Annotated in this window: 16 protein-coding genes, 4 tRNA genes and 5 pseudogenes; 21 read left to right on the forward strand and 4 right to left on the reverse strand. The window is 60.2% G+C overall.

All coding sequences use genetic code 11. The features are described from left to right. Positions 1-46 precede the first annotated feature (46 nt). Positions 47-1,095: pseudogene (locus tag RHM58_RS19365) on the reverse strand (HlyD family secretion protein). A 219-nt stretch (positions 1,096-1,314) separates the two neighbouring features. On the opposite strand from RHM58_RS19365, the gene gltX reads away from it, so the two are divergent. From gltX to RHM58_RS19410, 9 genes and pseudogenes are all read left to right on the forward strand, one after another. Further along, the gene (gene gltX / locus RHM58_RS19370; protein WP_322267898.1) at positions 1,315-2,799 is read left to right on the forward strand and encodes a glutamate--tRNA ligase; all 1,485 of its coding nucleotides are present in this window, start codon (positions 1,315-1,317) and stop codon (positions 2,797-2,799) included. A 224-nt stretch (positions 2,800-3,023) separates the two neighbouring features. Beyond that, a tRNA-Ala gene (locus tag RHM58_RS19375) sits at positions 3,024-3,099 on the forward strand. Positions 3,100-3,178: 79 nt separating this feature from the next. Continuing rightward, a tRNA-Glu gene (locus tag RHM58_RS19380) sits at positions 3,179-3,254 on the forward strand. Between the two features lie 52 nt (positions 3,255-3,306). Then, positions 3,307-3,382, forward strand: a tRNA-Ala gene (locus tag RHM58_RS19385). 79 nt (positions 3,383-3,461) lie between these two features. Beyond that, positions 3,462-3,537, forward strand: a tRNA-Glu gene (locus tag RHM58_RS19390). A gap of 182 nt (positions 3,538-3,719) precedes the next feature. Next, positions 3,720-4,259 (forward strand): TetR/AcrR family transcriptional regulator, encoded by a 540-nt coding sequence (locus RHM58_RS19395; RefSeq protein ID WP_201202264.1) that lies wholly within the window; start codon positions 3,720-3,722, stop codon positions 4,257-4,259. A gap of 30 nt (positions 4,260-4,289) precedes the next feature. Beyond that, on the forward strand, positions 4,290-5,123 hold the full coding sequence (locus RHM58_RS19400; RefSeq protein WP_201202266.1) for an alpha/beta fold hydrolase: 834 nt from the start codon (positions 4,290-4,292) through the stop codon (positions 5,121-5,123). A gap of 47 nt (positions 5,124-5,170) precedes the next feature. Further along, a pseudogene (locus RHM58_RS19405) lies at positions 5,171-5,609 on the forward strand (acyl-CoA thioesterase). A gap of 142 nt (positions 5,610-5,751) precedes the next feature. Continuing rightward, positions 5,752-6,711 (forward strand): tRNA dihydrouridine synthase, encoded by a 960-nt coding sequence (locus tag RHM58_RS19410; protein WP_322267899.1) that lies wholly within the window; start codon positions 5,752-5,754, stop codon positions 6,709-6,711. Between the two features lie 144 nt (positions 6,712-6,855). Here the strand turns inward: RHM58_RS19410 and RHM58_RS19415 are convergent, their stop codons facing one another. After that, positions 6,856-10,134 carry an EAL and GGDEF domain-containing protein gene (locus RHM58_RS19415; RefSeq protein ID WP_201255493.1) on the reverse strand — a complete coding sequence of 1,093 codons (3,279 nt, stop codon included), beginning with the start codon at positions 10,132-10,134 and terminating at the stop codon, positions 6,856-6,858. Positions 10,135-10,203: 69 nt separating this feature from the next. Further along, a complete protein-coding gene (locus RHM58_RS19420; protein WP_201202278.1) occupies positions 10,204-11,094 on the reverse strand; it encodes a LysR family transcriptional regulator in 891 nt (296 codons plus the stop codon). A gap of 146 nt (positions 11,095-11,240) precedes the next feature. Between RHM58_RS19420 and leuC the strand changes: the two are divergent. The 7 genes and pseudogenes from leuC (at position 11,241) to RHM58_RS19455 (ending at position 20,709) form a co-directional block, all read left to right on the forward strand. Then, positions 11,241-12,663 (forward strand): annotated as a pseudogene (leuC, locus tag RHM58_RS19425) (3-isopropylmalate dehydratase large subunit). A gap of 10 nt (positions 12,664-12,673) precedes the next feature. After that, positions 12,674-13,318, forward strand: a complete 645-nt coding sequence (gene leuD, locus RHM58_RS19430; RefSeq protein WP_201202280.1) for a 3-isopropylmalate dehydratase small subunit — start codon at positions 12,674-12,676, stop codon at positions 13,316-13,318. 156 nt (positions 13,319-13,474) lie between these two features. Beyond that, positions 13,475-14,242 (forward strand): class I SAM-dependent methyltransferase, encoded by a 768-nt coding sequence (locus RHM58_RS19435; RefSeq protein WP_201202281.1) that lies wholly within the window; start codon positions 13,475-13,477, stop codon positions 14,240-14,242. Between the two features lie 75 nt (positions 14,243-14,317). Next, positions 14,318-15,400, forward strand: a complete 1,083-nt coding sequence (gene leuB / locus RHM58_RS19440) for a 3-isopropylmalate dehydrogenase (protein ID WP_322267900.1) — start codon at positions 14,318-14,320, stop codon at positions 15,398-15,400. Positions 15,401-15,469: 69 nt separating this feature from the next. Continuing rightward, positions 15,470-16,582, forward strand: coding sequence for an aspartate-semialdehyde dehydrogenase (gene asd / locus RHM58_RS19445; protein WP_149658895.1), 1,113 nt, complete (start codon positions 15,470-15,472; stop codon positions 16,580-16,582). A 242-nt stretch (positions 16,583-16,824) separates the two neighbouring features. After that, entirely contained in the window at positions 16,825-17,835 is a 1,011-nt protein-coding gene (locus RHM58_RS19450) for an aspartate-semialdehyde dehydrogenase (protein ID WP_201202285.1), read from the forward strand. A 208-nt stretch (positions 17,836-18,043) separates the two neighbouring features. Next, positions 18,044-20,709, forward strand: a pseudogene (locus tag RHM58_RS19455) (FimV/HubP family polar landmark protein). Between the two features lie 187 nt (positions 20,710-20,896). On the opposite strand, the pseudogene RHM58_RS19460 reads toward RHM58_RS19455, so the two are convergent. Then, a pseudogene (locus tag RHM58_RS19460) lies at positions 20,897-21,561 on the reverse strand (M24 family metallopeptidase). A 181-nt stretch (positions 21,562-21,742) separates the two neighbouring features. Between RHM58_RS19460 and truA the strand changes: the two are divergent. From truA to RHM58_RS19485, 5 genes are all read left to right on the forward strand, one after another. Continuing rightward, positions 21,743-22,567: a tRNA pseudouridine(38-40) synthase TruA gene (gene truA / locus RHM58_RS19465; protein WP_201205198.1), complete on the forward strand. Its 825-nt coding sequence runs from the start codon at positions 21,743-21,745 to the stop codon at positions 22,565-22,567. A gap of 63 nt (positions 22,568-22,630) precedes the next feature. Next, the gene (locus RHM58_RS19470) at positions 22,631-23,251 is read left to right on the forward strand and encodes a phosphoribosylanthranilate isomerase (protein ID WP_201202288.1); all 621 of its coding nucleotides are present in this window, start codon (positions 22,631-22,633) and stop codon (positions 23,249-23,251) included. 196 nt (positions 23,252-23,447) lie between these two features. Continuing rightward, the gene (accD, locus tag RHM58_RS19475; protein WP_201202289.1) at positions 23,448-24,368 is read left to right on the forward strand and encodes an acetyl-CoA carboxylase, carboxyltransferase subunit beta; all 921 of its coding nucleotides are present in this window, start codon (positions 23,448-23,450) and stop codon (positions 24,366-24,368) included. After that, positions 24,365-25,672, forward strand: coding sequence for a bifunctional tetrahydrofolate synthase/dihydrofolate synthase (folC, locus tag RHM58_RS19480; RefSeq protein WP_201202290.1), 1,308 nt, complete (start codon positions 24,365-24,367; stop codon positions 25,670-25,672). The genes accD and folC overlap by 4 nt, the downstream gene beginning before the upstream one ends. Beyond that, positions 25,656-26,303 (forward strand): SPOR domain-containing protein, encoded by a 648-nt coding sequence (locus RHM58_RS19485; RefSeq protein WP_201202291.1) that lies wholly within the window; start codon positions 25,656-25,658, stop codon positions 26,301-26,303. The genes folC and RHM58_RS19485 overlap by 17 nt, the downstream gene beginning before the upstream one ends. Positions 26,304-26,369: the final 66 nt, after the last annotated feature.

Genomic DNA, 26,369 nt, shown 5'->3' on the forward strand with positions numbered 1-26,369 from the left:
AATCCAGTCCCGCCGGGTCGGCTCGCCGGCCGGGCGGAGCAGTTGATCACCGGCCATCGTCAGGGGCGTCTTTGATGTTCACTTTGACGGTGACCGACATGCCCGGGCGGATCTTGCCGTGCAGCGGGTTGTCCGCGGCGAAGGTCAGTTTGACCGGAATTCGTTGTACGACTTTGGTGAAGTTGCCCGTGGCATTGTCCGGCGGCAACAGGCTGAACTGTGCGCCAGAAGCGGCGAACAGGCTGTCGACCCGCGCCTGGATCGGCGTATCGCCGTAGGCATCGAAGGTCAGTTCGGCTTTTTGGCCGGGCTGCATATGGCCGATCTGGGTTTCCTTGAAGTTGGCCTGAATCCAGATGTCCTGATCCGGGACGATCGACAGCAAATAAGCGCCAGCCTGCACATATTGGCCATTGCGTGCGGCGCGCTGGCCGATCAAGCCGCTGATCGGTGCGTGGATTTCGCTGCGGGTCAGGTTCAGTTGCGATTGGGCCAGGTCGGCTTTGGCGTTGGCGATCATCGCATCGAGGCGTTTGATCTCGGCGCTCAGGGCGTTGACCTGCTGGCGCTGACTTTGCGCGTCGGCCTGGGCCTTGGTCACTTGCGAGCGGGCGATGTGGTTGTCGGCGGAGAGGGTGGTCACCCGTTCTTCCGAAACATAGCCGGGTTTGCGCAGGGTCTGGGCGCGGGACAGGTCGATTTGCGAGCGACCAAGGCTGGCCTGGCTGGAAGCGACTTGCGCATCGCTGGCGGCAATCAGACTGGCTTGCTGGGTCAGTTTGCTCTGGGCTTGCACGCGCTCGGCTTCGCGCATGGCGAGGGCGGCGTGGCGCGGTCGACGGCGAGGTGGAAGTCATCGCCTTCGAGTTTGACCAGCAACTGGCCCTTTTCGACGTGCTGGTTGTCCTGCACTAATACTTCATCGATGCGTGCGCCCAACTGACTGGAGACACGGGTGATCTCGCCCTGGACATAGGCATTGTCGGTGCTTTCATAAAAGCGTCCCTTGAGAAACCAATGCGCAAAGAAGCCACCAGCAATCAGCAGGACAATCAACAGAAAAATAAACAGGCGACGCTTGAGTTGGGCAGGCATGGGGCAAACTGTAGTCGAGAAGTGTAAGGAAAGTTATCAGCAGGCGAATCTGGCATACAGCCGATAAACGGTAAATGCCATTGGCTGATATTCGGCCATTCACCGCGGCATACGGGCGTTGTAGACGCAACCTTGGCTTAAATGCCCTGCTGACTGGAGCCGGGCGGGTATCGCCTGTTACCATTCGCCCTTTGTTTGATCTTCATTTCGAGACTTGCCATGACCACCGTCCGCACGCGCATCGCGCCATCGCCTACCGGGGACCCCCACGTAGGTACCGCTTACATCGCATTGTTCAACTACTGCTTTGCCAAGCAGCATGGCGGTGAGTTCATCCTGCGGATCGAAGACACCGACCAATTGCGTTCGACCCGCGAGTCCGAACAGCAGATCTTCGACGCCCTGCGCTGGTTGGGTATCGACTGGAGCGAAGGCCCGGACGTCGGCGGCCCACACGGTCCATACCGTCAGAGCGAGCGCGGCGAGATCTATCAGAAGTACTGCCAGCAACTGGTTGAAATGGGCCACGCCTTCCCGTGCTTCTGCACCGCCGAAGAACTGGACCAAATGCGCGCCGAGCAAATGGCCCGTGGCGAAACCCCGCGTTACGACGGCCGTGCACTGTTGTTGTCGGCGGAAGAAGTCGCCCGTCGCCTGGCCGCCGGCGAGCCGCATGTGATCCGCATGAAAGTGCCGAGCGAAGGCGTTTGCGTGGTGCCGGACATGCTCCGTGGCGACGTCGAGATCCCGTGGGATCGCATGGACATGCAAGTGCTGATGAAGACCGACGGCCTGCCGACGTACTTCCTGGCCAACGTGGTCGACGACGCGTTGATGGGCGTCACCCACGTGCTGCGCGGCGAAGAATGGCTGCCCTCGGCGCCGAAACTGATCTTGCTGTACGAGTACTTCGGCTGGGAACAACCGGAACTGTGCTACATGCCGCTGCTGCGTAACCCGGACAAGAGCAAGCTGTCCAAACGCAAGAACCCGACCTCGGTGACGTTCTACGAGCGCATGGGCTTCATGCCGGAAGCGATGCTCAACTACCTGGGTCGCATGGGCTGGTCGATGCCGGACGAGCGCGAGAAGTTCTCGCTGCAGGAAATGGTCGACAACTTTGACCTGAGCCGCGTCTCGCTCGGCGGCCCGATCTTCGACGTCGAGAAACTGTCGTGGCTGAACGGCCAGTGGCTGCGGGACTTGCCGGTGGAAGAATTTGCCAGCCGCTTGCAGACCTGGGCGCTGAACCCGGAATACATGATGAAGATCGCACCGCACGTGCAGGGCCGGGTTGAAACCTTCAGCCAGGTTGCGCCGTTGGCCGGGTTCTTCTTCGCGGGTGGCGTGAACCCGGACGCCAAGCTGTTCGAATCCAAGAAGCTCTCGGGCGATCAGGTTCGTCAGTTGATGCAATTGATTCTGTGGAAGCTCGAAAGCCTGCGTCAGTGGGAAAAGGACAGCATCACCGCGACGATTCAAGCGGTGGTCGAGTCCCTGGAGCTGAAGCTGCGTGACGCCATGCCACTGATGTTCGCTGCGATTACAGGCCAGGCCAGTTCGGTGTCGGTGCTTGATGCGATGGAAATCCTCGGCCCGGACCTGACGCGTTTCCGTCTGCGCCAGGCCATCGACTTGCTCGGTGGCGTGTCGAAGAAGGAAAACAAGGAGTGGGAAAAACTGCTGGGCAATATCGCCTCGTAGGAGCTGCCGAAGGCTGCGATCTTTTGATCTTCTTCTTCGGCACTTCGCAAAAGATCGCAGGCTTCGCCAGGTTCCATGGGCCTGCGTTCTTTCCCAAGGCCCCGGTTTTTCGGGGGAAGGGCGGTAAGTGATTGTTATGTCGGCAAAAAACTTTGAAATATTTTAAAAATAAGTTTGACAGGCTTTCGATGCGCCATTAAGATTCGCCCCGTCCTCAGCGATGAGGGGCTATAGCTCAGCTGGGAGAGCGCTTGCATGGCATGCAAGAGGTCAACGGTTCGATCCCGTTTAGCTCCACCAATTTACACTTCAAGGTCTGGCCACACCGGCTTTGAAGCGATCAACACTCAGTGTTGATCTGTTGTATAGAAGGGTTTGCGTCCCCTTCGTCTAGTGGCCTAGGACACCGCCCTTTCACGGCGGTAACAGGGGTTCGAGTCCCCTAGGGGACGCCAGTTTTACAGAAGTAGTGTCGCAAGATGCCGCTCCGCCGCCAGGCGATAAATCGGGGCTATAGCTCAGCTGGGAGAGCGCTTGCATGGCATGCAAGAGGTCAACGGTTCGATCCCGTTTAGCTCCACCAATTTTACAGTTCAAGGTCTGGCCACACCGGCCTTGAATCGATCAGCACTCAGCGCTGGTCAGTTGTATAGAAGGTTTGTGTCCCCTTCGTCTAGTGGCCTAGGACACCGCCCTTTCACGGCGGTAACAGGGGTTCGAGTCCCCTAGGGGACGCCACGATTACCCGCTTTGCGGGATTTATAAGGGTCATTCAATTATTGAATGGCCCTTTTGTTTGTCTGGCGTTTGGCCAATTCTCCTTTTTCTTCAAAACTGTTCTTCAGACCAGCGGTCACACCCATGACTTGCGCAAAATTATTATGCGAATAATATTCTAGTCGTAATATTCGGAGGCAACGATGAACGATAAAAAAGCTCAAACCCGCGAACGCATCCTCAAGGCTGCCAGCGCTGCGCTGATCCAGCGTGGCCCGGCCGAGCCGAGTGTGGGCGAAGTGATGGGTGCGGCCGGTCTGACGGTCGGCGGCTTCTACGCGCACTTTGAAAGCAAGGACGCGCTGATGCTGGAAGCGTTCAAGCAACTGCTCGGCCAGCGCCGAGGCTTGATCGCCGACATGGACGCCGAGTTGACCGGCGAAGAGCGTCGCGCCTTGGTCGCTGCGTTCTACCTGTCGCGTAAACACCGCGATTCCACCGAGCACGCGTGCCCGATCCCGGCTTCAGTCGGTGAGCTGGGACGTCTGCCGGACGAATTCCGTGTGGCGTTGAATGAGCACGTGGAAATGATGGTCGCGCAATTGGCGGCCAGCCCGGAAGACACCGATAAAGCCCTGGCTGACATGGCCTTGATGGTCGGTGGTTTGGCTCTGGCGCGGGCGCTGGGGCCAGGTGAGTTGTCCGATCGACTGCTGCGCGCCGCCAAATCAGCGGTGCTATGACCTGAAGGCAAAAGCCTGAGGAGTGGAGCGATGAGCACGTTAAAGTGGGTTCGTGGCGTTAATGGCACCTTAGGCTGGTTCGCACCAAAACTGGTCGCAAGCAAAATGCGACTGGCGTTCATGACACCGCGCACATTTGCGCCCCGTGACTGGGAGTTGCCGCTGCTGGCGAAATCCGAGCGGATCACCTTGCGGTTCGGCCTCTCGGCTTTGCGCTGGGGGCAGGGCCCGGCGGTCTTGTTGATGCACGGTTGGGAAGGGCGGCCCACCCAATTCGCCAGCCTGATCACCGCGCTTGTGGAAGCTGGCTACACCGTGGTGGCGCTGGACGGTCCGGCCCACGGTCGCTCCCCAGGTCGCGAAGCCAATGTGGTGCTGTTCGCCCGGGCCATGCTCGAAGCGGCCGCTGAGTTGCCGCCTCTGCAAGCGGTCATCGGCCACTCCATGGGCGGCGCCAGTGCGATGCTCGCGGTGCAATTGGGTTTGCGCACCGAGACCCTGGTGACGATTGCCGCTCCGGCACGGATTCTAGGTGTATTGCGTGGTTTCGCCCGCTATGTACGACTACCACCGAAAGCCCGCTCGGCGTTCATTCGCCAAGTCGAGAAAGACGTCGGCATGCGCGCCGCCACCCTGGATGTCGCGCACTATCAACTCGATATGCCGGGGTTGATCGTCCACGCCGAAGACGATTGCTTTGTGTCCGCCAAGGAAGCCCAACTGATCCACGAAGCCTGGTTCGACAGTCGCCTGTTGCGCCTGGAGGAGGGTGGTCATCAGCGCGTGCTGGCGGACCCTCGGGTGATTGATGGGGTGCTATCACTGCTGGCCGGCCGCAGCCTTCAGGCGCGGCAATTGGCCTGAGCATCCGTTACACTCCCCGGTCGAATTTATCTGACCGGGAGTGGGGCATGGGCTGGGATCGGACAACGCCATTTATCATTGATCTGGAAGTCGGCGCCGAGGACATCGACGGGCTGGGCCACGCGAACAACGCGGTGTACGTGACCTGGCTCGAACGCTGCGCCTGGCGCCACTCGCAACGGCTTGGCCTGGACCTGGTCGAGTACCGTCGAGCTGGATCGGGCGATGGCCGTGGTGCGCCACGAGATCGATTATCTCGCCGCAGCTTATGAAGGCGACGAGTTGCAATTGGCGACCTGGATCGTCGATTGGGACCAGCGCCTGAAAATGACCCGCCACTTCCAGTTGAAGCGCCCAAGCGACAACACCACGCTGCTGCGTGCCCAAACCACCTTCGTCTGCATCGAACTGTCCACCGGTAAGCCCAAGCGCATGCCTGTGGAATTTATCGAAGGCTACGGCCCGGCGTTGCAAGTCCTGACCTGAGCCAATCCCTGTAGGAGCTGCCGAAGGCTGCGATCTTTTGATCTTGACCTTCGTCGCAAAGTCAAAAGATCGCAGCCTTCGGCAGCTCCTACCCGGGCTAAACCTGTAAACTGCCGCACGTTTTTCGTTGAGTGTGTTTTCCATGCAAATTGCTTTGGCGCCCATGGAGGGGTTGGTCGACAACATCCTGCGGGACGTGCTCACCCGCGTCGGCGGTATCGATTGGTGTGTAACCGAATTCATTCGGATCAACGATCAACTGCTCACGCCGGCCTATTACCACAAGTTCGGTCCTGAACTGCTGAGCGGTGCGCGAACCGCGTCCGGTGTGCCATTGCGTGTGCAATTGCTTGGCTCCGACCCGGTGTGCCTGGCGGAAAACGCGGCGCTGGCCTGCGAGCTGGGCTCGGAAGTCATCGACCTGAACTTCGGCTGTCCGGCCAAGACCGTCAACAAGTCCCGTGGCGGTGCAGTGCTGCTCAAAGAACCCGAGCTGCTCAACCAAATTGTCGAACACGTCCGTCGTGCCGTGCCCGCACACATCCCGGTCACCGCCAAGATGCGCCTCGGCTTCGATAGCCCGGATGGCGCGCTGGTCTGCGCCACGGCCCTGGCCGAGGGTGGCGCGGCGCACATCGTGGTGCATGCGCGGACCAAGACCGATGGCTACAAACCGCCGGCCCACTGGGAGTGGATTCCACGGGTACAGGACGTGGTCAAGGTGCCGGTGTTCGCCAATGGCGACATCTGGAGCGTCGAAGACTGGCGTCGTTGCCGCGAAATCAGCGGTGTCGAAGACATCATGCTCGGTCGTGGCCTGGTGTCGCGCCCGGACTTGGCCCGGCAAATCGCCGCCGCGCGAGCCGGCGAAGAAGTGGTCGAGATGACCTGGGCCGAGCTACTGCCACTGATCCAGGACTTTTGGCTGCAAGCCAAGGCACAAATGACTCCGCGCCAATCGCCGGGTCGCTTGAAGCAATGGCTGGCAATGTTGACCCGCAACTATCCCGAAGCAGTGGAGCTGTTCACCGTGCTGCGGCGTGAGACCGAACTGGATCATGTCTCGCGTTTGCTGGGTTTGAAAGTCGCGCAAGCGGCCTGAAAAAATCTGCCGATCACATTGATGTACAAGCCTGCCCTGTAGGAGCTGCCGAAGGCTGCGATCTTTTGATCTTCGCGTCGGTCATTGCACTGCAAAACCAAGATCAAAAGATCGCAGCCTTCGGCAGTTCCTACACGGTCTGTGTTACTTCAGGAGTTTTTGAAACGCCTCCACCGGCAACGGTCGACTGTGCAGGAAGCCCTGATACAAATGGCAACCCAATCCCTGCAAAAACTCAAGTTGCTCCGGTGTTTCAACCCCTTCGGCAATCACCTCCAATTCCAGGCTGCGGGCCATGGCGACGATGGCGCGGATGATTTCGGCGTCGTTGGGGTCGGTGGTGGCGTCGCGGACGAATGACTGGTCGATTTTCAGCGTGTCCACCGGCAGGCGCTTGAGGTAAGTCAACGAGGAATAACCGGTGCCGAAGTCGTCCATGGCAAAGCTCACACCGAGTTTTTTCAGGCGACGCATTTTGCTGATGGTGTCTTCCAGGTTCTGGATGACGATGCCTTCGGTGATTTCCAGTTTTAGCAACGAGCAGGGCAGGCCATGGTTGCTGAGACTGCGTTCGATACGTTCGACAAAGTCGTTCTGACGGAATTGCCGCGGGCTGATGTTCACGCACAGGCTGAAGTTGAACGGGTCGATCAGGCCCTTGGCGATCAATTGCTTGAAGGCATCGCAGGCTTCGTCGAGGATCCAGGTGCCGACCTCCAGAATCAGCCCGCTGTCCTCAAGCACCTTGATGAACTCAGTAGGCGATTGCGCGCCCAGTTCCGGGTGGTTCCAGCGCACCAGGGCTTCGGCGCCAATGATGCGGTTGTCCTGAGCGTCGACTTGCGGTTGGTAATGCACGCTGAACTCGCCCCGGGACAGCGCCAGGCGCAGGTCGGTTTCCATGCGCAACCGTTCGCTGGCGGCCTTCTGCATGGTGTTGTGGTACATCTGCGTGGTGTTGCGCCCGGAATCCTTGGCCCGGTAAAGGGCAATGTCGGCGCGCTTGAGCAGGTCGGTTGGGGTCGAGCCGTGGTCGGGAATCAGTGCGATGCCGATGCTCGGCGTGACTTGCAGGCGCTGGCCGTCGAGGAACATCGGTTCCGAGAGCAATTCGCGCAAAGTGTCTGCCAGTTCCCGAACCTGCTCGCTGACTTCGCTGCGCGAACCTTCCAGACCGCTGAGCAACACCACGAACTCGTCACCGCCCAGCCTTGCGACGGTGTCTTCCATGCGCACGCTGGCTTCGAGCCGCGCGGTAATGATCTTCAGCACTGTATCGCCCACCGGGTGACCGAGGGAGTCGTTGATGTGCTTGAAGTGGTCGAGGTCTAGAAACAGCAACGCGCCACGCAGGTTGTGACGTTTGAGCAACGCGATCTGCTGGCTCAGCCGATCCATCAGCAGCGCGCGGTTGGGTAGGTTGGTCAACGGGTCGTGGTAGGCCAGGTGGCGGATCTGCGCTTCGGCGTTTTTTAACAGGCTGACGTCCCGGGCGGTCAGCAGCAGGCAGGCGGTTTCGTTGAGGGTGATCGGTTCGACCGAGACCTCGACGGTCAGCAGATCGCCTCCTTTGTTACGCCCGAGCATCTCCTGGTGGTGCACGCGGCCCTTGATCTGCAACTCGGCCAGCAGCGCCGAACGTTGTTTCTCTTCAGCCCAAATACCCACCTGATACACGGTTTTGCCCAGCACTTCATCGGCGCGATAACCGGTCAGGCGACAGAAACCGTCGTTGACCTCCAGATAGCGCCCGGTATCGCGTTCGGTGATAGTGATGGCGTCGGGGCTGGAGTGGAACGCTTTGGCGAATTTCTCTTCGCTGGCCTTCAGTGCCGCTTCCGAGCGCTGTTGCTGGGTGATGTCGCGCAGGGTGGTAACGATGCACGGGTGGTCGTCGACGCTGATCTGCCGGCTGGAAATCACACAGGTCAGGGACTGCCCGCTCTTGTGCTGGACCTGAATCGCGACGTTGTTCAGGCCTTGTTCGCGAATCACCTGCTCGATCCGTTGCAGGCTTTTCGACGAAGCGTCCCACAGGCCGATCTCATCGGCGCTGTGGCCAATCACGTCGGCGGCGGTCCAGCCGAAGGTCTGGGTGAAGGCGGAGTTGATTTCGATAAATTGTCCGCTTTCCTGACGCGTCACACAGATCGGGTCCGGGCTGACCTGGAACAGGGTGGCGAATTTCTCCTCCGAGGCCACCAACTGCTGCTCGCGCTCGACCTGATCAGTGATGTCCAGCAAGGTGCCGGCCATGCGCAACGGCAGGCCGTTTTCATCGCGGTAGAGTCGGGCACGGCTTTCCAGGTAGCGCGAGCTGCCGTCGGGTAATTGCACGCGATAGGTCAGTTGATAATTGCCCGCCGGGCCTTCGCGCAGACTGCGGTAGGCGTTGCGCATGCTGTCGCGCTCTTCGCCGGGCACGCCTTCGAAAAATTCATCGAAGGCTTCATGAAAGGGTTTGGCTTCCAGCCCGTGCAGCTGCGCCGCCCGGGCCGAGCCGTAGAGCATGCCGCTGGGAATGTGCCAGTCCCAGGTGCCGAGTTGCGCCGAATCCAGGGCCAGGTCGAGGCGCTCCTGGCTGTCCTTGAGCGCATGTTCGGCGGCTTTGCGTTCTGTGGTGTCGAGGAAGGTGCTCAGCAGATAAGGCTGGCCTTCGAGCTCGACCTTTTGCGCACTGAGGATGCCGTCGTGGACCTGGCCATTGCTGGCGCGAAACTGCACTTCCATGCTGATCAGTTCGCCCTTGGCCTTGGTGGCCTTGACCAGAGCGGCCCGTTGCTCGGGATGGACCCAGAGGCCCAGTTCCAGGGTGGTGCGGCCAATAGCACTTTGTACCGGCCAGCCGAACAGGCTTTCAAAATACTGGTTGGCCTCGCTGATCAAGCCGTCTTCCTGGCGGGTCAACAGCACCATGTTCGGGCACAGGTGAAACAACGTGGCGAAGCGCTTTTCCGAGCTGCTCAGGGCTTGTTCCCGTTGCCGCTGGTGAGTGATTTCACGGATCACCCCGATCATCCGCGGCCGGCCGTGCTTGTCCGGCAGCAGGCTGCCATTGATCTCGAGCCAGTGCAGGCTGCCGTCGGGCCAGCGGATGCGGTGGTGCATCGCCTGTTCCAGCGGGGCGCCGGCGATGACTGAGTTGAATGCGCGAATGGTTTTAGCCCGGTCCTCCGGTGGCAACAGGTCGAGGTATTCGAGGTCTGCCGGCATGGGTTGCTTGGGATCGAAGCCGAACAGCGCCTGCGTGCCCCGTGACCAACTGATCTGCCCGCGTTCGATGTCCCAATACCAGGCACCCAGATGCGCACCATTGAGCGCGGCCAACAACTGCGGGGCGCTTTCCCAACTCTGCTCCGAGCGCTGCGGGTCAATGGCCTGAATACGCGGCATCGGTGGAATACGGTCAACAGATTTGGGCATTGGCAACAGGCCTTGGGCTGAATGGGGCGTTAGGCACGGGGTTTTACAGCTCTATAGGAGTAGCACAAGTTAGCCGTGGGTCCCTGGCAGATCTATTTGTGCATCCAGCAGGGCCATAAAGGCGCGTGCCGCATTCGAAAGCGTCCTTTCGGTGTGCAGGATATAGCCTAGCTGGCGAGTGAGCTGTATGCCCGGCAAAGGAATGCGCGCCACCTGATCGTCGAGCATGGTGCGTGGCAAAACGCTCCAGGCCAGGCCAATCGAGACCATCATCTTGATGGTTTCCAGATAATTCGTGCTCATGGCGATGTTCGGCGTCAGGCCCTGGGCCTCGAACAAGCGCTGGACGATGTGGTGGGTAAACGTGTTGCCGCCGGGGAACACCGCCGGGTGCAGGGCGATGTCGGCCAGGCTGACGGGGCCATTGCTGATCAGCGAGTGCTCCGGGGCGACCACGAAATCCAGTGGGTCGTCCCACACCGGCATGGCCTTGACCAGTGCATGGGGCTCCGGCGCCAGGGTGATGACCGCCAGTTCGGCACGGCCATGGAGGATTTCTTCGTAGGCCACTTCCGAATCGAGGAACTGAATATCCAGCGCCACCAGTGGGTAACGGCGGGTGAACTCCCTTAATAACGGTGGCAAACGGTGCAGACCGATGTGGTGACTGGTGGCCAGTGTCAGGCGACCGCTCACTTCACCGGTCAGGTTGGTCAAGGCGCGGCGGGTGTCGTCCAGCACGTTGAGAATCTGATAGGCGCGCGGCAGCAGGGCGCGTCCGGCCTCGGTCAGACCGACTTCACGGCCCAGGCGATCAAACAGGCGCACCTTTAATTGCTGCTCCAGGCCGGCGATGCGCTTGCTGATGGCGGGTTGCGTCAGGTGCAGGCGCTCGCCGGCACCAGAGAAACTCCCGGTCTCGGCAATCGCGATAAAAGCGTTGAGGTTGGCCAGATCCATTGTGGTATTCCAGTTGGTTATCCAAAGCATAAAAAATATGAATTTGAGTTATTTAATGTAACCCCCTAGGATCGACCTCACAAGCCAAGGGGTTATTGAATTGCTCAAAACCCACGGCATAGAAACAAGCTGATGAGGACCGTCTGATGGCCGGCAAAACGCTTTACGACAAGCTTTGGGATTCCCATGAAGTGAAACGGCGCGACGATGGGTCGTCGCTGATCTATATCGACCGCCACATCATCCATGAAGTGACTTCGCCCCAAGCTTTCGAAGGCCTGCGTCTGGCCGGGCGCAAGCCTTGGCGCGTCGATTCGATCATCGCCACCCCGGACCACAACGTGCCGACCACCCCGGATCGCAAGGGCGGCATCGAAGCGATTACCGACCAGGTCTCGCGTTTGCAAGTTCAGACCCTCGATGATTACTGCGACGAATATGGCATCACCGAATTCAAAATGAATGACGTGCGTCAAGGCATCGTTCACGTGATCGGCCCGGAGCAGGGTGCGACCTTGCCGGGCATGACCGTCGTCTGCGGCGACTCGCACACCTCCACGCACGGCGCCTTCGGCGCCTTGGCTCACGGCATCGGCACTTCCGAGGTTGAACACGTGTTCGCCACGCAGACCCTGGTCGCCTACAGAAAATGAAGAACATGGCTGGTCTCGGTCGAAGGCGCACTGCGCGCTCGGCGTCACCGCCAAGGACGTCATCCTCGCCGTGATCGCGAAGATCGGCACCGGCGGCGGACAGGGCTACGTGCTCGAATACCGCGGCAGCGCCATCCGCGCCCTCTCGATGGAGGGCCGCATGACCATCTGCAACATGTCCATCGAGGCCGGCGCTCGTGTTGGTCTGGTAGCCGCTGACGAAAAAACCGTGGAATACGTCAAGGGCCGTCCATTCGCCCCGAAAGGCGCGGAATGGGACATGGCCGTCGAAGCCTGGAAAGACCTGGTCTCCGACGCTGACGCGGTGTTCGACACCGTGGTTGAACTCGACGCCGCTCAGATCAAGCCGCAAGTCAGCTGGGGTACTTCGCCCGAGATGGTCTTGGCCGTTGATCAGAACGTGCCGGACCCGGCGAAGGAAATGGACCTGGTCAAACGCGGTTCCATCGAACGCGCCTTGAAATACATGGGTTTGAGCGCCAATCAGGCGATCACCGATATTCAGCTGGATCGCGTGTTCATCGGTTCCTGCACCAACTCGCGGATCGAAGACCTGCGCGCTGCGGCAGTAATCGCCAAGGGCCGCAAAGTAGCGTCGACCGTCAAGCAAGCCATCGTGGTGCCGGGCTCGGGTCTGGTGAAGGCGCAAGCCGAGGCTGAAGGCCTGGACAAGATTTTCCTCGAAGCCGGTTTCGAGTGGCGTGAACCGGGTTGCTCGATGTGCCTGGCGATGAACCCGGACCGTTTGGAATCGGGCGAGCATTGCGCGTCGACCTCCAACCGCAACTTCGAAGGGCGTCAGGGCGCCGGTGGCCGTACGCACCTGGTCAGCCCGGCCATGGCCGCGGCGGCTGCCGTCAACGGTCGTTTCATCGACGTTCGCGAACTGATCTGAGGAACCGCACATGAGAGCTTTTACCCAACACACCGGTTTGGTCGCGCCATTGGACCGAGCCAACGTCGACACCGACCAGATCATTCCGAAGCAGTTTCTGAAGTCGATCAAACGCACCGGTTTTGGCCCGAACCTGTTTGACGAGTGGCGCTACCTGGACGTGGGCTATGCCTACCAGGACAACTCCAAGCGTCCGCTGAACAAGGATTTCGTGCTCAACGCCGAGCGTTATCAAGGCGCCAGCGTGTTGCTGGCCCGCGAGAACTTCGGTTGCGGCTCCAGCCGTGAACACGCGCCGTGGGCGCTTGAAGAGTACGGTTTTCGCAGCATCATCGCGCCGAGCTACGCCGACATTTTCTACAACAACAGCTTCAAGAACGGCTTGCTGCCGATCATCTTGAGCGACGCTGAAGTCGATGAACTGTTCCAGCAAGTTGAAGCGAATCCTGGTTACGAGTTGACGGTCGATCTGCAAGCCCAGACCGTGACCCGGCCTGACGGCAAGACCTACAGCTTCGAACTGGATGAGTTCCGTAAGCATTGCCTGGTCAATGGTCTCGACGATATTGGTCTGACATTGATGGATCACGAGGCGATTGCGTCGTTTGAAAGCAAACACCGGGCGAGCCAGCCGTGGTTGTTTCGCGACGTTTGATTGATCCGGGATTGATGTAGACAGGGCGGGCCTCTTCTCGAGCAAGCCCGCTCCCACAGTGGTTTTGTGAACGACGAAAAACCACTGTGGGAGCGGGCTTGCTCGCGAAGACGGCAGCCCAAACACCACAAGGCTTAACCCCAAAAGGAAGTCCCCATGACCAGTACCGCCCAGCACAGCCAAGTCGTACAAAAGCAATTCGGTGAACAGGCCTCGGCCTATCTGAGCAGCGCCGTTCACGCTCAAGGCACCGAGTTCGCACTGCTACAGGCTGAACTGGCCGGGCAGGGCAATGCCCGCGTGCTGGACTTGGGTTGCGGCGCCGGTCATGTGAGTTTCCATGTGGCGTCGCTGGTGAAAGAGGTGGTGGCCTACGACCTGTCGCAGCAAATGCTCGACGTGGTCGCCGCCGCCGCGATTGATCGTGGTTTCAGCAATGTCACCACCGTTAACGGCGCCGCCGAGCGCCTGCCGTTCGCCGATGGCGAGTTCGATTTCGTCTTCAGCCGTTATTCGGCGCATCATTGGAGCGATCTCGGCGTGGCCCTGCGCGAAGTGCGCCGGGTGCTGAAACCAGGCGGCGTGGCGGCGTTTGTCGACGTGTTGTCGCCGGGCAGTCCGTTGTTCGACACCTACCTGCAAAGCGTCGAAGTGCTGCGCGACACCAGCCATGTGCGCGATTATTCGGCGGGCGAGTGGTTGCGCCAGGTCAGCGAGGCGGGGTTGCATACCCGTAGCACCACGCGTCAGCGGCTGCGTCTGGAGTACACCTCCTGGGTCGAGCGCATGCGCACACCCGAAGTGATGCGCGCCGCGATCCTCGAGTTGCAGAAGTCGATGGGCAACGAAGTGCGCGAGTATTTTGAGATTGAGGCCGATGGTTCGTTCAGTACAGATGTACTGGTGCTGATGGCTGAACGATAAGCTCTGAACGATAGCGGCTGAACGAATTTTTCCGGGTGCGCCCACGGGCGCACCGACTGATGACATGAGGAAAGCATGAGCAAGCAGATTCTGATTCTCCCAGGTGACGGTATTGGCCCGGAAATCATGGCCGAAGCGGTCAAGGTGCTGGAGCTGGCAAGCGACAAGTACAGCCTGGGCTTCGAACTGAGCCACGACGTGATCGGCGGCGCAGCGATCGACAAGCACGGCGTGCCGCTGGCTGATGAAACCCTGGCTCGCGCCCGTGCTGCCGACGCTGTACTGCTGGGCGCCGTGGGCGGCCCGAAATGGGACACCATCGAGCGTGACATCCGCCCTGAGCGCGGCCTGCTGAAGATTCGTGCGCAGCTGGGCCTGTTTGGCAACCTGCGTCCGGCGATCCTGTACCCGCAACTGGCCGAAGCGTCGAGCCTGAAGCCTGAGATCGTTGCTGGCCTGGACATCCTGATCGTCCGTGAACTGACCGGCGGCATCTACTTCGGCGCGCCACGTGGCGTGCGTGTACTGGAAAACGGCGAGCGCCAGGCCTACGACACCCTGCCGTACAGCGAAAGCGAAATCCGCCGCATCGCCCGTGTCGGTTTCGACATGGCCATGGTCCGTGGCAAAAAGCTCTGCTCGGTGGACAAGGCCAACGTGCTGGCGTCCAGCCAGCTGTGGCGTGAAGTGGTCGAGCAAGTCGCCAAGGATTACCCTGAAGTCGAACTGAGCCACATGTACGTCGACAACGCCGCCATGCAACTGGTGCGCGCACCGAAGCAGTTCGACGTGATCGTTACCGACAACCTGTTCGGCGACATCCTGTCCGACCAGGCCTCGATGCTCACCGGTTCCATCGGCATGCTGCCGTCGGCGTCCCTGGACACCAATAACAAAGGCATGTACGAGCCGTGCCACGGTTCGGCGCCGGACATCGCTGGCAAAGGCATTGCCAACCCGTTGGCGACCATTTTGTCGGTGTCGATGATGCTGCGTTACAGCTTCAATCTGCAGGATGCAGCCGATGCGATCGAGAAGGCCGTCAGTCTGGTTTTGGACCAGGGCCTGCGCACCGGCGACATCTGGTCGACCGGTTGCACTAAAGTCGGTACGCAGGAAATGGGTGACGCAGTAGTCGCCGCGCTGCGGAATCTGTAATCTCTCGGGCCCGCTGCCACTTTCAACTTCGAAAGCAGCGGCCCACTTTTTAAAGAAGGTGTAGTTGCGATGAAACGTGTAGGTCTGATCGGTTGGCGCGGTATGGTCGGTTCCGTGCTCATGCAGCGGATGCTGGAAGAGCAGGATTTCGATCTTATTGAGCCGGTGTTTTTCACCACTTCCAATGTCGGTGGCCAAGGCCCGTCCGTGGGCAAAGACATTGCTCCGCTCAAGGACGCTTACAGCATTGAAGAGCTGAAAACCCTCGACGTGATTCTGACCTGCCAGGGTGGCGACTACACCAGCGAAGTCTTCCCGAAACTGCGCGAAGCCGGCTGGCAGGGTTACTGGATCGACGCCGCTTCCAGCCTGCGCATGCAGGATGACGCGGTGATCGTGCTGGACCCGGTGAACCGCAAGGTCATCGACCAGCAGCTCGACGCGGGCACCAAGAACTACATCGGCGGCAACTGCACCGTCAGCCTGATGCTGATGGGCCTGGGCGGTCTGTTTGAAGCCGGGCTGGTGGAGTGGATGAGCGCCATGACGTATCAGGCGGCCTCCGGTGCCGGCGCGCAGAACATGCGTGAACTGATCAAGCAAATGGGCGCGACCCACGCCGCTGTCGCCGATCAACTGGCCGACCCGGCCAGCGCCATCCTCGACATCGACCGCCGTGTGGCCGAAGCCATGCGCAGCGACGCGTACCCGACCGAAAACTTCGGCGTACCGCTGGCTGGCAGCCTGATCCCGTGGATCGACAAAGAACTGCCGAACGGTCAGAGCCGCGAAGAGTGGAAGGCCCAGGCCGAGACCAACAAGATCCTCGGCCGCTTCAAGAGCCCGATTCCGGTCGATGGCATCTGCGTGCGTATCGGCGCCATGCGCTGCCACAGCCAGGCACTGACCATCAAACTGAACAAAGACGTGCCGATCGCCGACATCGAAGGGCTGATCAGCCAGCACAACCCTTGGGTAAAACTGGTGCCGAACAGCCGCGAAGCCAGCATTCAGGAACTGAGCCCGACGAAAGTCACCGGCACCCTGAACGTACCGGTTGGCCGTCTGCGCAAGCTGAACATGGGCACCCAGTATCTGGGCGCGTTCACCGTCGGCGACCAACTGCTGTGGGGCGCGGCCGAACCGCTGCGTCGCATGCTGCGGATTCTGCTTGAGCGTTGATCGGTTGAAGCTGTGAAAGAACCCGTGCCTTGTAAAGAGGTGCGGGTTTTTTTATGGAAATTGTGTAGTCAGAGAGGCCGCCTTCGCGAGCAAGCCCGCTCCCACATGGGATTGCGATTAACCTGTGGGAGCGGGCTTGCTCGCGAAGGGGCCGGAACTGGTACCACAAATCTCCGCCCGAATTGCCTGCATGCCAGCCACCCGGTAAAGTGCCGCTCCCCCGTTTCGCCTGAGGTAGAACCATGAGCCAGTCCTTCGATATTGCCGTGATCGGCGCCACCGGTACTGTCGGCGAAACGCTCGTGCAGATTCTTGAAGAGCGAGACTTCCCGGTCGGCAACCTGCACCTGCTGGCCAGCAGCGAATCCGCCGGGCATTCGGTGCCGTTTCGCGGCAAGAACGTACGCGTGCGGGAAGTCGATGAGTTCGATTTCAGCAAGGTTCAGTTGGTGTTCTTCGCTGCCGGCCCGGCGGTGACCCTGAGTTTCGCCTCGCGCGCCACGGCTGCCGGTTGCTCGCTAATCGATCTGTCCGGCGCGTTGCCGGCCGATCAGGCGCCGCAAGTGGTGCCGGAAGCCAATGCTCAGGTGTTGGCGGGTCTGAAAAAGCCGTTCCAGGTCAGCAGCCCGAGCCCGTCGGCCACCACCTTGGCCGTGGTGCTCGCGCCGTTGCTCGGCGTGATCGACCTGCAGCGAGTCAACGTGACCGCCAGCCTGGCCGTCTCCGCCCAGGGCCGCGAAGCGGTGACCGAGTTGGCCCGGCAAACCGCCGAACTGCTCAATGTGCGTCCGCTGGAGCCGACTTTCTTTGATCGGCAAATGGCCTTTAATTTGCTGGCCCAAGTCGGTAAACCCGATGATCAGGGTCACACGCTGCTGGAAAAACGCCTGGTACGTGAGCTGCGTCAGGTGATGGCGCTGCCTTTATTAAAGATTTCCGCGACTTGCATTCAAGCCCCGGTGTTTTTTGGCGATAGCTTTAGTGTGACCTTGCAGTCAGCGAGCGCTGTGGACCTGGCAAAAGTGAACGCTGCACTGGAAGACGCGCCAGGCATTGAGCTGGTCGAAGCAGGCGATTACCCGACGCCGGTAGGTGACGCGGTAGGGCAGGATGTGGTCTACATCGGCCGGGTTCGCCACGGTGTCGACGACCTGTCGGAACTAAATCTGTGGCTGACGTCAGATAACGTACGCAAGGGCGCTGCGCTCAATGCTGTGCAGGTGGCTGAATTGTTGATAAAAGACCTGCTGTAAAAGATACTTGGCAACAATTTGTCGAATGATTCTAGCTGAGCGCTATGCTTGGCCGGAGTGCTGAAGGCGAGTCACCCTACGGGACTTTCCAGGGCATCAAAGAAATGATCGCGCGCGACGACCCTTCGCCGCCGCGCGCAATGCCTTACGGCAGCGACTTTCAACACCTTCTCGCTGGCCGAGGAATGTTCAAACAAAGGATGAGGCTATGGTTCAAGTTCGCAAACTGGTGTTAGCAATAGCGGCCGCCTCGGCGCTGTCCTCCGGTATGGCGCATGCCCTCGGGCTCGGGGAACTGACCCTGAAGTCGACGCTGAACCAGCCCCTGGTGGCAGAAATCGAGTTGCTCGACGTCAAGGACCTCACCGCTGCCGAAGTGGTGCCGAGCCTGGCCTCGGCCGACGATTTCGCCAAGGCCGGGGTTGATCGCCAGGCATTCCTCAATGACCTGACCTTTACCCCGGTGCTCAACGCCAGCGGTAAAAGCATCCTGCGCGTGACGTCCAGCAAACCGCTCTCCGAACCGATGGTGAAATTCCTGGTTCAGGTGATGTGGCCTAACGGTCGCTTGCTGCGCGATTACAGCGTGCTGCTCGATCCGTCCAAATTCTCGCCACAAACCGCCGACGCCGCCGCGCAACCTGCGCCGGCTCAAGCCGTTACCGCGCCAACCACCGGTGCCACCAAGCCATCGACTTACACCACCACGCCGCGCGATACCCTGTGGGAAATCGCAGCGAAGGCGCGTAATGGCGGTTCGGTGCAGCAGACCATGCTGGCCATCCAGGCGTTGAACCCGGATGCGTTCATCAACGGCAACATCAACCTGCTGAAGACCGGCCAGGTCTTGCGCATGCCGGATCAGGTGCAAAGCACCAGCCTGGCGCAACCCAAAGCCATCGCTGAAGTCGCCGCGCAGAACACCGCATGGCGCCAGGGGCGTCGTTACGTCGCCAAGCCTGGAACCGGCCAGCAGCAGCTCGACGCCACCAAGCGCGGTCGTGCGGATGCCGCGCCGACCCAGCCGGCGAAAGATAACCTGACCCTGGTCTCTGCCGAATCCGGCAAGGGCCGCAAGGGCGCTGCTGGCGATGCGAAGAATCTGAGCAACAAACTGGCGGTCACCCAGGAAAGCCTCGACACGACCCGTCGTGACAATGCCGAACTGAAAAGCCGCATGACCGATCTGCAAAGTCAGCTGGATAAGCTGCAACGCCTGATCGAGCTGAAAAACAATCAACTGGCCAAGTTGCAGGCTGACGGGGCTACGGGTACTCCGGTGGCTCCGGCGGCTGCCACTGCCACCGCTCCGGCGATGTCGGCTCAGTTGGCGCCCGCGCCTGGGGCAACTCCGACTGCGACGGCTCCAGCAGCGCCAGCGCCTGTCGTAACGGCGCCCGAGGCGACTCCGGCCCCGGCCGAAACGCCGATCGAGCCGAAGCCTGTGGCTTCTAGCGATCAGACCTTCAATGACTTGCTGACCAATCCGGTCCTGCTGGGGCTGGTGGGTGGTGGTGCAGTCGTTCTGCTGTTGTTGCTGTTGCTGCTGGCCCGTCGCCGCAAAGCCCAGCAAGAAGCCGAAAAGCATCTGCGCATGGCGCGCGCCTTGTCTGAGGAGCAGGAGCTTTCCACCGAGCAAGACTTGCCGGAAAGCAGCTTCGAAGGTCTTGAAGTGCCGCCGCCGACCGTGAAGCTCGCTAATGTGCCAGCTCCGGCACCTGCACCTGTGTCAGCTCCGGCTCCAGCTCCAGTGATTGCCCCAGTCGTGGTCACGCCGCCGATTGCCGCCCCCTGATTTCGCCTGCCGCCGAGCGCAACGACGACGTGCTGACTCACGCCCAGTCGCATATCACCGCCGGTCGTTTGAATCAGGCAGCGGCTTTGCTGGAAGACGGTATCAAGCAAGAACCGCAACGCAGTGATCTGCGTTTGAAGCTGATGGAAGTCTATGGTCAGCAAGGTGATCGTGATGCGTTCGTGGCCCAGGAGCGCAAGTTGGTGGCCAATGGCGATAACTTCGCCCAGGTCGAACAGCTGAAAAGCCGCTTCCCGGCCATGGCCCTCGTGGTTGCCGGTGGCATTGCTGCCGCCGCCGTCGCTGCCGAGCTGGACGCTCAGTACGTCAAGGACCTGTTGCTGGACGAGCCTGAAGCGCCGGCTCCAGAGCCGGCTGTCGATGATCTCGACAGCGCTTTCGACTTGAGCCTGGATGACCTGGAAAACGTTTCTCCGGCGGTGGTTGCTCCGGCTCCGGCAGCAGCACCTGAGCCCGAAGCGTTGGCAGAGCTGGACGAATTCCCGCTGGACGACGACCTGAGCTTTGGGTCGGTGCTGCAACAGCAGACGGACATCAAGGACAACCTCGACGACCTGTCGGACTTCGATCTCGACCTGGACCTCGGTGGCGATGCCTCGCCAGCGACCCTGGCCGATGACGACTTCCTGCTGGACCTGGATGAGGGTGTAAAAGACCTGCCGGGCGTTGAAGTGCCAACCGTGACCGAGGCGGCGCTGGACGATCTGGAACTGCCGGCCGATTTCGACCTGTCCCTGGCTGACGAAATGGACACCCCTGAGGCGCCGAATGCCTTCTCGGCAGAACTGGATGACGTCAACGCTGAGCTGGATAGTTTGTCCCATACCATCAATGAACCCACCTTCACCGCAGAAGACGCCGCTGCTTCCGTGGCTGACGAGCCGGAGTTCGACTTCCTCTCCGGCACTGACGAAGTCGCCACCAAGCTCGATCTGGCCCAGGCCTACATCGACATGGGCGACAACGACGGCGCGCGGGACATCCTCAATGAAGTCGTAACCGAGGGTGATGCGGGTCAGAAGACTGAAGCGAAGGAAATGCTTTCGCGTCTGGCTTGATGGGTAGGTAAGTAGTAAAAAAACGGCAGCCCATAGAGGCTGCCGTTTTTGTTTCTGCGATAGATGGTTGGTGTCTGGTCTATTGCTATCGCGAGCAAGCTCGCTCCCACATTGGATTTGCGGCGTACACAAATCCCTGTGGGAGCGAGCTTGCTCGCGATGAGGCTCTAACATTCAACATTGAATCTTAAGCCAGCAAATCCTCATAAAACGCGCCAAACGGCCGGGTAGGGTGGGCAATCTGGATCTCCAGAATCCACAACCCTACATTCGGGCAGTCCTCGAAACTGCCCAAATCACCGGCACGATAGATCGCATGGGGAAGTCACTGACCCGGTGGCCCTTGATTTCCAGGTTCAGCTTCCAGCCCATTGCGCTCGCCTGCTCGTCGGCATAGCGGTACAACTCAGGGCCGGCGACCTGCTGCGTGCGCCAGTACTCATGGACCTGATCGAACAACGCTTTTGCCGCCACGGCACACGCCTTCATCTCGGGGTCATTGCCGACGGTGAACGTCGCGCCCGAGTCGCCTTCATGGCGATCCCAGACCACGCCGAGGTCGATGAAGAAAATATCGCTTTCAGCCAGCACTGGATCGCCGTCAGAGGGCTGTTTGAATGTTTTCAGGGTGTTTTCGCCGAAACGAATTTTCGATGGGTGCCAGATTCGGTCCATACCCAGTTCATTCAGCACTTCAAGGCTCATCGTCTGGGCCTCGGATTCAAGCATGCCGGGTTTGATTCGGCGGGCCATTTCTTCGATGGCTTCCCACGTCTTGCGTTTAGCGTGCTGCATGCCTTCCAGGCTGTAGGCCAGGCCGACGGCTTCCTTGTTCAGAATGGCGGTCATCATCAGGTCTCGGTTTTGTGTTTGCGTTGTGTAGTTATCTATATAGCGAAATCTGTATGAACGATGCAATGGCGCAAATACCACGCGGCTCTGGCGTCCCGGACTTGCGGCCTTATAATGCCAGCCTTTGCGTACATCAGCAGGCTGTCACCCTTTGGCAAATATAGATAATCCGGCCGCCGAAATGGCGGCCGACGGCTTTTTCCGGATCGCGTTGGGCGTTGAATACAAAGGCTCGCGTTATCGCGGCTGGCAACGTCAGGCCTCTGGCGTGCTGACCGTCCAGGAAACCCTCGAAAAGGCGTTGTCCAAAGTCGCCGATTCACCGGTGTCGCTGCATTGCGCCGGTCGCACCGACGCGGGCGTGCATGCCTGCGGCCAAGTGGTGCATTTCGATACCCAGGTCGACCGTTCACTGAAGGCCTGGGTCATGGGGGCCAACATCAATCTGCCCCACGACATCAGCGTCAGTTGGGCAAAGGTCATGCCGGCGCACTTTCATGCACGGTTTAAAGCCATCGCCCGGCGCTATCGCTACGTGATCTACAACGATCAGATTCGCCCGGCGCACCTGAACGAAGAAATCACCTGGAACCACCGTCCGCTGGACGTCGAGCGCATGGCCGAAGCCGCCCAGTATCTGGTCGGTACTCACGATTTCAGCGCATTTCGTGCCGGACAGTGCCAGGCCAAGTCGCCGATCAAGCAATTGCATCACCTGCGCGTCACCCGGCACGGCAAGATGATTGTGCTGGACATCCGCGCCAACGCCTTCCTGCATCACATGGTGCGTAACATCGCCGGGGTGCTGATGACCATCGGTACCGGCGAGCGTCCGGTGGAGTGGATGAAGGAAGTGCTTGAGAGTCGTATTCGCCGCTCTGGCGGGGTTACGGCGCACCCGTACGGCCTGTATCTGGTGCAGGTGGAGTACCGCGACGAGTTCCCGCTGCCCGAGCGTTACATCGGTCCACACTTCCTGACCGGTTTCACCGAACTTGACGGCTGACGCCCTCGAACGCATTTGTTACCATCCGGGACTTTCTCGGATTTGCCTTGGGGTTCTATCGACATGTCAGCCGTTCGCAGCAAGATTTGCGGGATTACCCGCATAGAAGATGCGTTGGCGGCAGTCGAGGCCGGGGCTGATGCCATCGGGTTTGTGTTTTACGCCAAAAGCCCGCGGGCGGTGACGTTTCAGCAGGCGAGGGCGATCATCAAGGCCTTGCCGCCGTTCGTGACCACCGTGGGTTTGTTCGTCAACGCCAGTCGCTGCGAGTTGGGGGAAATTCTCGACGCGGTGCCGCTGGACTTGCTGCAGTTTCACGGTGACGAAGACGCTGCCGAGTGTGAAAGCTGGAATCGCCCGTACATCAAGGCGCTGCGGGTCAAGGCCGGCGATGACATTGGGGCGGCATGCGCTGCGTTCCCAAGTGCCAGCGGTATTCTGCTCGATGCCTATGTTGAAGGTGTGCCGGGCGGAACTGGCGAAGCCTTCGACTGGTCACTGATACCGCAAGGCTTGAGCAAGCCGATTATCCTGGCGGGCGGTCTGAGCCCCGATAACGTCGCCGAGGCGATTGCCCGGGTTCGGCCTTATGCCGTAGACGTCAGCGGCGGGGTGGAGGCGAGCAAGGGCATCAAGGATCACGCAAAGATTCAGGCATTTATCAAAGCGGTACGCGGGATGTGACGGCTGGCAGACTGCCGCCGTCCATAACTTCACTTGCACGAAAGCAGGCACGGCTGAGGGTTTTTGGGGTGTACGAAGGTCAGTTTCACTGACCCGGCAATCCATCAATCATCGCCACACACATGAATTTAGCTCAAGGGCATACGCGGGGCTGCGAACCAAAGCGTTCGGGCCGCCGGTACTGGAGAAAGAAAGCATGAGCAACTGGTTAGTAGACAAACTGATCCCTTCGATCATGCGTTCCGAGGTCAAGAAGAGCTCGGTGCCTGAAGGTCTTTGGCACAAATGCCCGTCTTGCGAGGCTGTGCTGTATCGTCCGGAGCTGGAAAAGACCCTGGACGTTTGCCCCAAGTGCAACCACCACATGCGTATCGGAGCTCGCGCCCGTATCGACATTTTCCTCGACGCCGAAGGCCGTGCCGAACTGGGCGCTGAGCTGGAGCCGGTTGACCGTCTGAAATTCCGCGACGGCAAGAAGTACAAGGATCGCCTGACCGCTGCGCAGAAAGCGACTGGCGAGAAAGACGCACTGATCTCCATGAGCGGCACCTTGCTGGGCATGCCGGTGGTGGTCTCGGCCTTCGAATTCTCCTTCATGGGTGGTTCGATGGGCGCCATCGTTGGTGAGCGTTTTGTTCGCGCCGCCAACTATGCGCTGGAAAACAAGTGCCCGATGATCTGCTTCGCTGCCTCCGGTGGTGCGCGGATGCAGGAAGCCCTGATCTCCCTGATGCAAATGGCCAAGACCTCGGCGGTACTGGCGCGTCTGCGTGAAGAAGGCATTCCGTTTATCTCGGTACTGACCGACCCGGTCTACGGTGGCGTTTCCGCCAGTCTGGCGATGCTGGGCGACGTGATCGTCGGCGAGCCAAAAGCCCTGATCGGCTTCGCCGGTCCGCGCGTAATCGAACAAACCGTGCGTGAAAAACTGCCGGAAGGCTTCCAGCGCAGCGAGTTCCTGCTGGAGCACGGCGCGATCGACATGATCATTCACCGTCAGGAACTGCGCCCACGTCTGGGCAACCTGCTGGCACAAATGATGGGCCTGCCGACGCCGAAATTCGTCGCTGCGCCAATCGAGCCAATCGTGATTCCACCGGTACCTGCGAACATATGACCGAGCGCACCCTTGGCGAATGGCTCGCCTACCTTGAGCAGTTGCACCCTTCGGCCATCGACATGGGCCTGGAGCGCTCGCAACAGGTAGCGTCCCGCATGGGACTGGGCAAGCTGGCGCCTCGGGTGATTACGGTCACCGGCACTAACGGCAAAGGCTCGACGTGTGCGTTTGTGGCGTCATTGCTGCGGGCGCAAGGCCTGAATGTCGGTGTCTACAATTCTCCGCACTTGCTGCGTTACAACGAGCGGGTGCAGGTCAATGGCGTCGAAGCCACTGACGCCGAACTGTGCAATGCCTTTGCGGCGGTCGAAGCCGGCCGTGCCGAAACGTCCCTGACCTACTTCGAAATGGGCACCCTGGCAGCATTCTGGCTGTTTCAACAGGCCAGTCTGGATGCGGTGGTGCTGGAAGTCGGCCTGGGCGGACGTCTGGACACGGTCAACGTGGTCGACGCGGACATGGCGCTGGTCACCAGTATTGGCGTCGATCACGTCGATTACCTGGGCGATACCCGTGAATCCGTGGCCTACGAGAAGGCTGGCATCTTCCGTCAGGGCGCGCCTGCGCTCTGCGGCGATCTGAATCCTCCCCAACCCCTGCTGGACAAGGCGCGCGAGCTGGCTTGCCCGTTTTTCCTGCGTGGGCGCGATTTTGATCTCGGGATCACCGATCACAACTGGCAGTGGCGTGGCGTTGACGCTCAAGGGCGTGTCGTCGAGCTGCATGATTTGCCGTTGCTGGATCTGCCGATGGAAAACGCTGCGCTGGCATTGCAGGCTTATCTGTTGTCAGGTTTGACGTGGGTTGATGCACAGATTGTTGAAGCGCTGAAAGCGACGCGAATCGTCGGTCGGCTGGATCGTCGGCAATTCAACTGGCAGGGAAAGCGCCTGAATTTGTTACTGGATGTGGGGCATAACCCGCATGCGGCAGAGTATCTGGCCCGGCGTCTGGCCAGTCGGCCGCCGGTCGGCAAGCGTCTGGCAGTGTTCGGATTGCTGGCGGACAAGGATCTGGATGGTGTGGTCGGCGAATTGAATGCTAGTGTCCAGTCATGGGCTGTTGCGCCGCTGGATTCGCCGCGAGCACGTCCGGTTGCAGATTTGCACGCGGCGTTACAGAACCTTGGCGCTTCGGTAGCGTCGTATGACAGCGTGGCAGCAGCCTTGGAAGGGCAGTGCGCGCTGGCGACGAGTGACGATGAGATTTTGTTGTTCGGATCATTTTATTGTGTTGCCGAGGCCCTTGAATGGCTGGCCCGGCGCTCCACGGAGGAAGCGGCAAATGGCTTTGCTGGATAAGGCTTACAAACAGCGTATGGTCGGTGCCCTGGTGTTGGTGGCGCTGGCGGTGATTTTCTTGCCGATGCTGTTTTCCCGTCAGGACGAACAGCGACAAGTGACGGTGCAGGCGCCGTCTGCGCCGCAAGCCCCTGCGGTGGCGCAAGTACAGGTCGAGCCGGTGGTGGTGCCTGAACCGCAAGCCTTGCCTCAGGAGCCGGTGCCAAGCGACGACGAGATTGCTGATGATCAAGCACCGTCGATGCCGATCAAACCGGCTGTGCCCGTGGCGCCAGTCGCCAAACCGGTGGCACCGGCGCCAGCGCCTGTTGCGAAACCGGCACCGACCCAGCCGATTGCTGCCGCACCGGCCAAGCCGGACACCACTCAGAGTCGCGTTGATGCCAATGGCCTGTCGATCAGTTGGTCGGTGCAATTGGCCAGTCTGGCAAGCCGCGACAGTGCAGAAAGTCTGCAGAAAACCCTGCGCAGCCAAGGCTATAACGCCTACATCCGGACTGCCGACGGCAAGAATCGGGTGTTTGTCGGGCCGCTGATCGAGCGTGCAGAAGCCGATCGCCTGCGTGACTTGCTGGGTCGCCAGCAGAACCTGAAAGGTTTTGTCGTACGTTTCCAGCCTGAGCGCGGTTAAAACTATCCATCCGATTTGAAATGCACTGACAATCGCAGCTTACCGATAAGCATGGGCTCTGCTAAA

Source organism: Pseudomonas sp. 10S4 (assembly GCF_034344865.1).
In the GTDB taxonomy this organism is placed as follows: Bacteria; Pseudomonadota; Gammaproteobacteria; order Pseudomonadales; family Pseudomonadaceae; genus Aquipseudomonas.

Bases quoted from the DNA above. Each gene is read 5' to 3' on its own strand.
- gltX (WP_322267898.1), top strand. From the start codon at position 1,315: ATGACCACCGTCCGCACGCGCATCGCGCCATCGCCTACCGGGGACCCC.
- RHM58_RS19395 (WP_201202264.1), top strand. From the start codon at position 3,720: ATGAACGATAAAAAAGCTCAAACCCGCGAACGCATCCTCAAGGCTGCC.
- RHM58_RS19400 (WP_201202266.1), top strand. From the start codon at position 4,290: ATGAGCACGTTAAAGTGGGTTCGTGGCGTTAATGGCACCTTAGGCTGG.
- RHM58_RS19410 (WP_322267899.1), top strand. From the start codon at position 5,752: ATGCAAATTGCTTTGGCGCCCATGGAGGGGTTGGTCGACAACATCCTG.
- RHM58_RS19415 (WP_201255493.1), bottom strand. From the start codon at position 10,134: ATGCCCAAATCTGTTGACCGTATTCCACCGATGCCGCGTATTCAGGCC.
- RHM58_RS19420 (WP_201202278.1), bottom strand. From the start codon at position 11,094: ATGGATCTGGCCAACCTCAACGCTTTTATCGCGATTGCCGAGACCGGG.
- leuD (WP_201202280.1), top strand. From the start codon at position 12,674: ATGAGAGCTTTTACCCAACACACCGGTTTGGTCGCGCCATTGGACCGA.
- RHM58_RS19435 (WP_201202281.1), top strand. From the start codon at position 13,475: ATGACCAGTACCGCCCAGCACAGCCAAGTCGTACAAAAGCAATTCGGT.
- leuB (WP_322267900.1), top strand. From the start codon at position 14,318: ATGAGCAAGCAGATTCTGATTCTCCCAGGTGACGGTATTGGCCCGGAA.
- asd (WP_149658895.1), top strand. From the start codon at position 15,470: ATGAAACGTGTAGGTCTGATCGGTTGGCGCGGTATGGTCGGTTCCGTG.
- RHM58_RS19450 (WP_201202285.1), top strand. From the start codon at position 16,825: ATGAGCCAGTCCTTCGATATTGCCGTGATCGGCGCCACCGGTACTGTC.
- truA (WP_201205198.1), top strand. From the start codon at position 21,743: ATGGCGGCCGACGGCTTTTTCCGGATCGCGTTGGGCGTTGAATACAAA.
- RHM58_RS19470 (WP_201202288.1), top strand. From the start codon at position 22,631: ATGTCAGCCGTTCGCAGCAAGATTTGCGGGATTACCCGCATAGAAGAT.
- accD (WP_201202289.1), top strand. From the start codon at position 23,448: ATGAGCAACTGGTTAGTAGACAAACTGATCCCTTCGATCATGCGTTCC.
- folC (WP_201202290.1), top strand. From the start codon at position 24,365: ATGACCGAGCGCACCCTTGGCGAATGGCTCGCCTACCTTGAGCAGTTG.
- RHM58_RS19485 (WP_201202291.1), top strand. From the start codon at position 25,656: ATGGCTTTGCTGGATAAGGCTTACAAACAGCGTATGGTCGGTGCCCTG.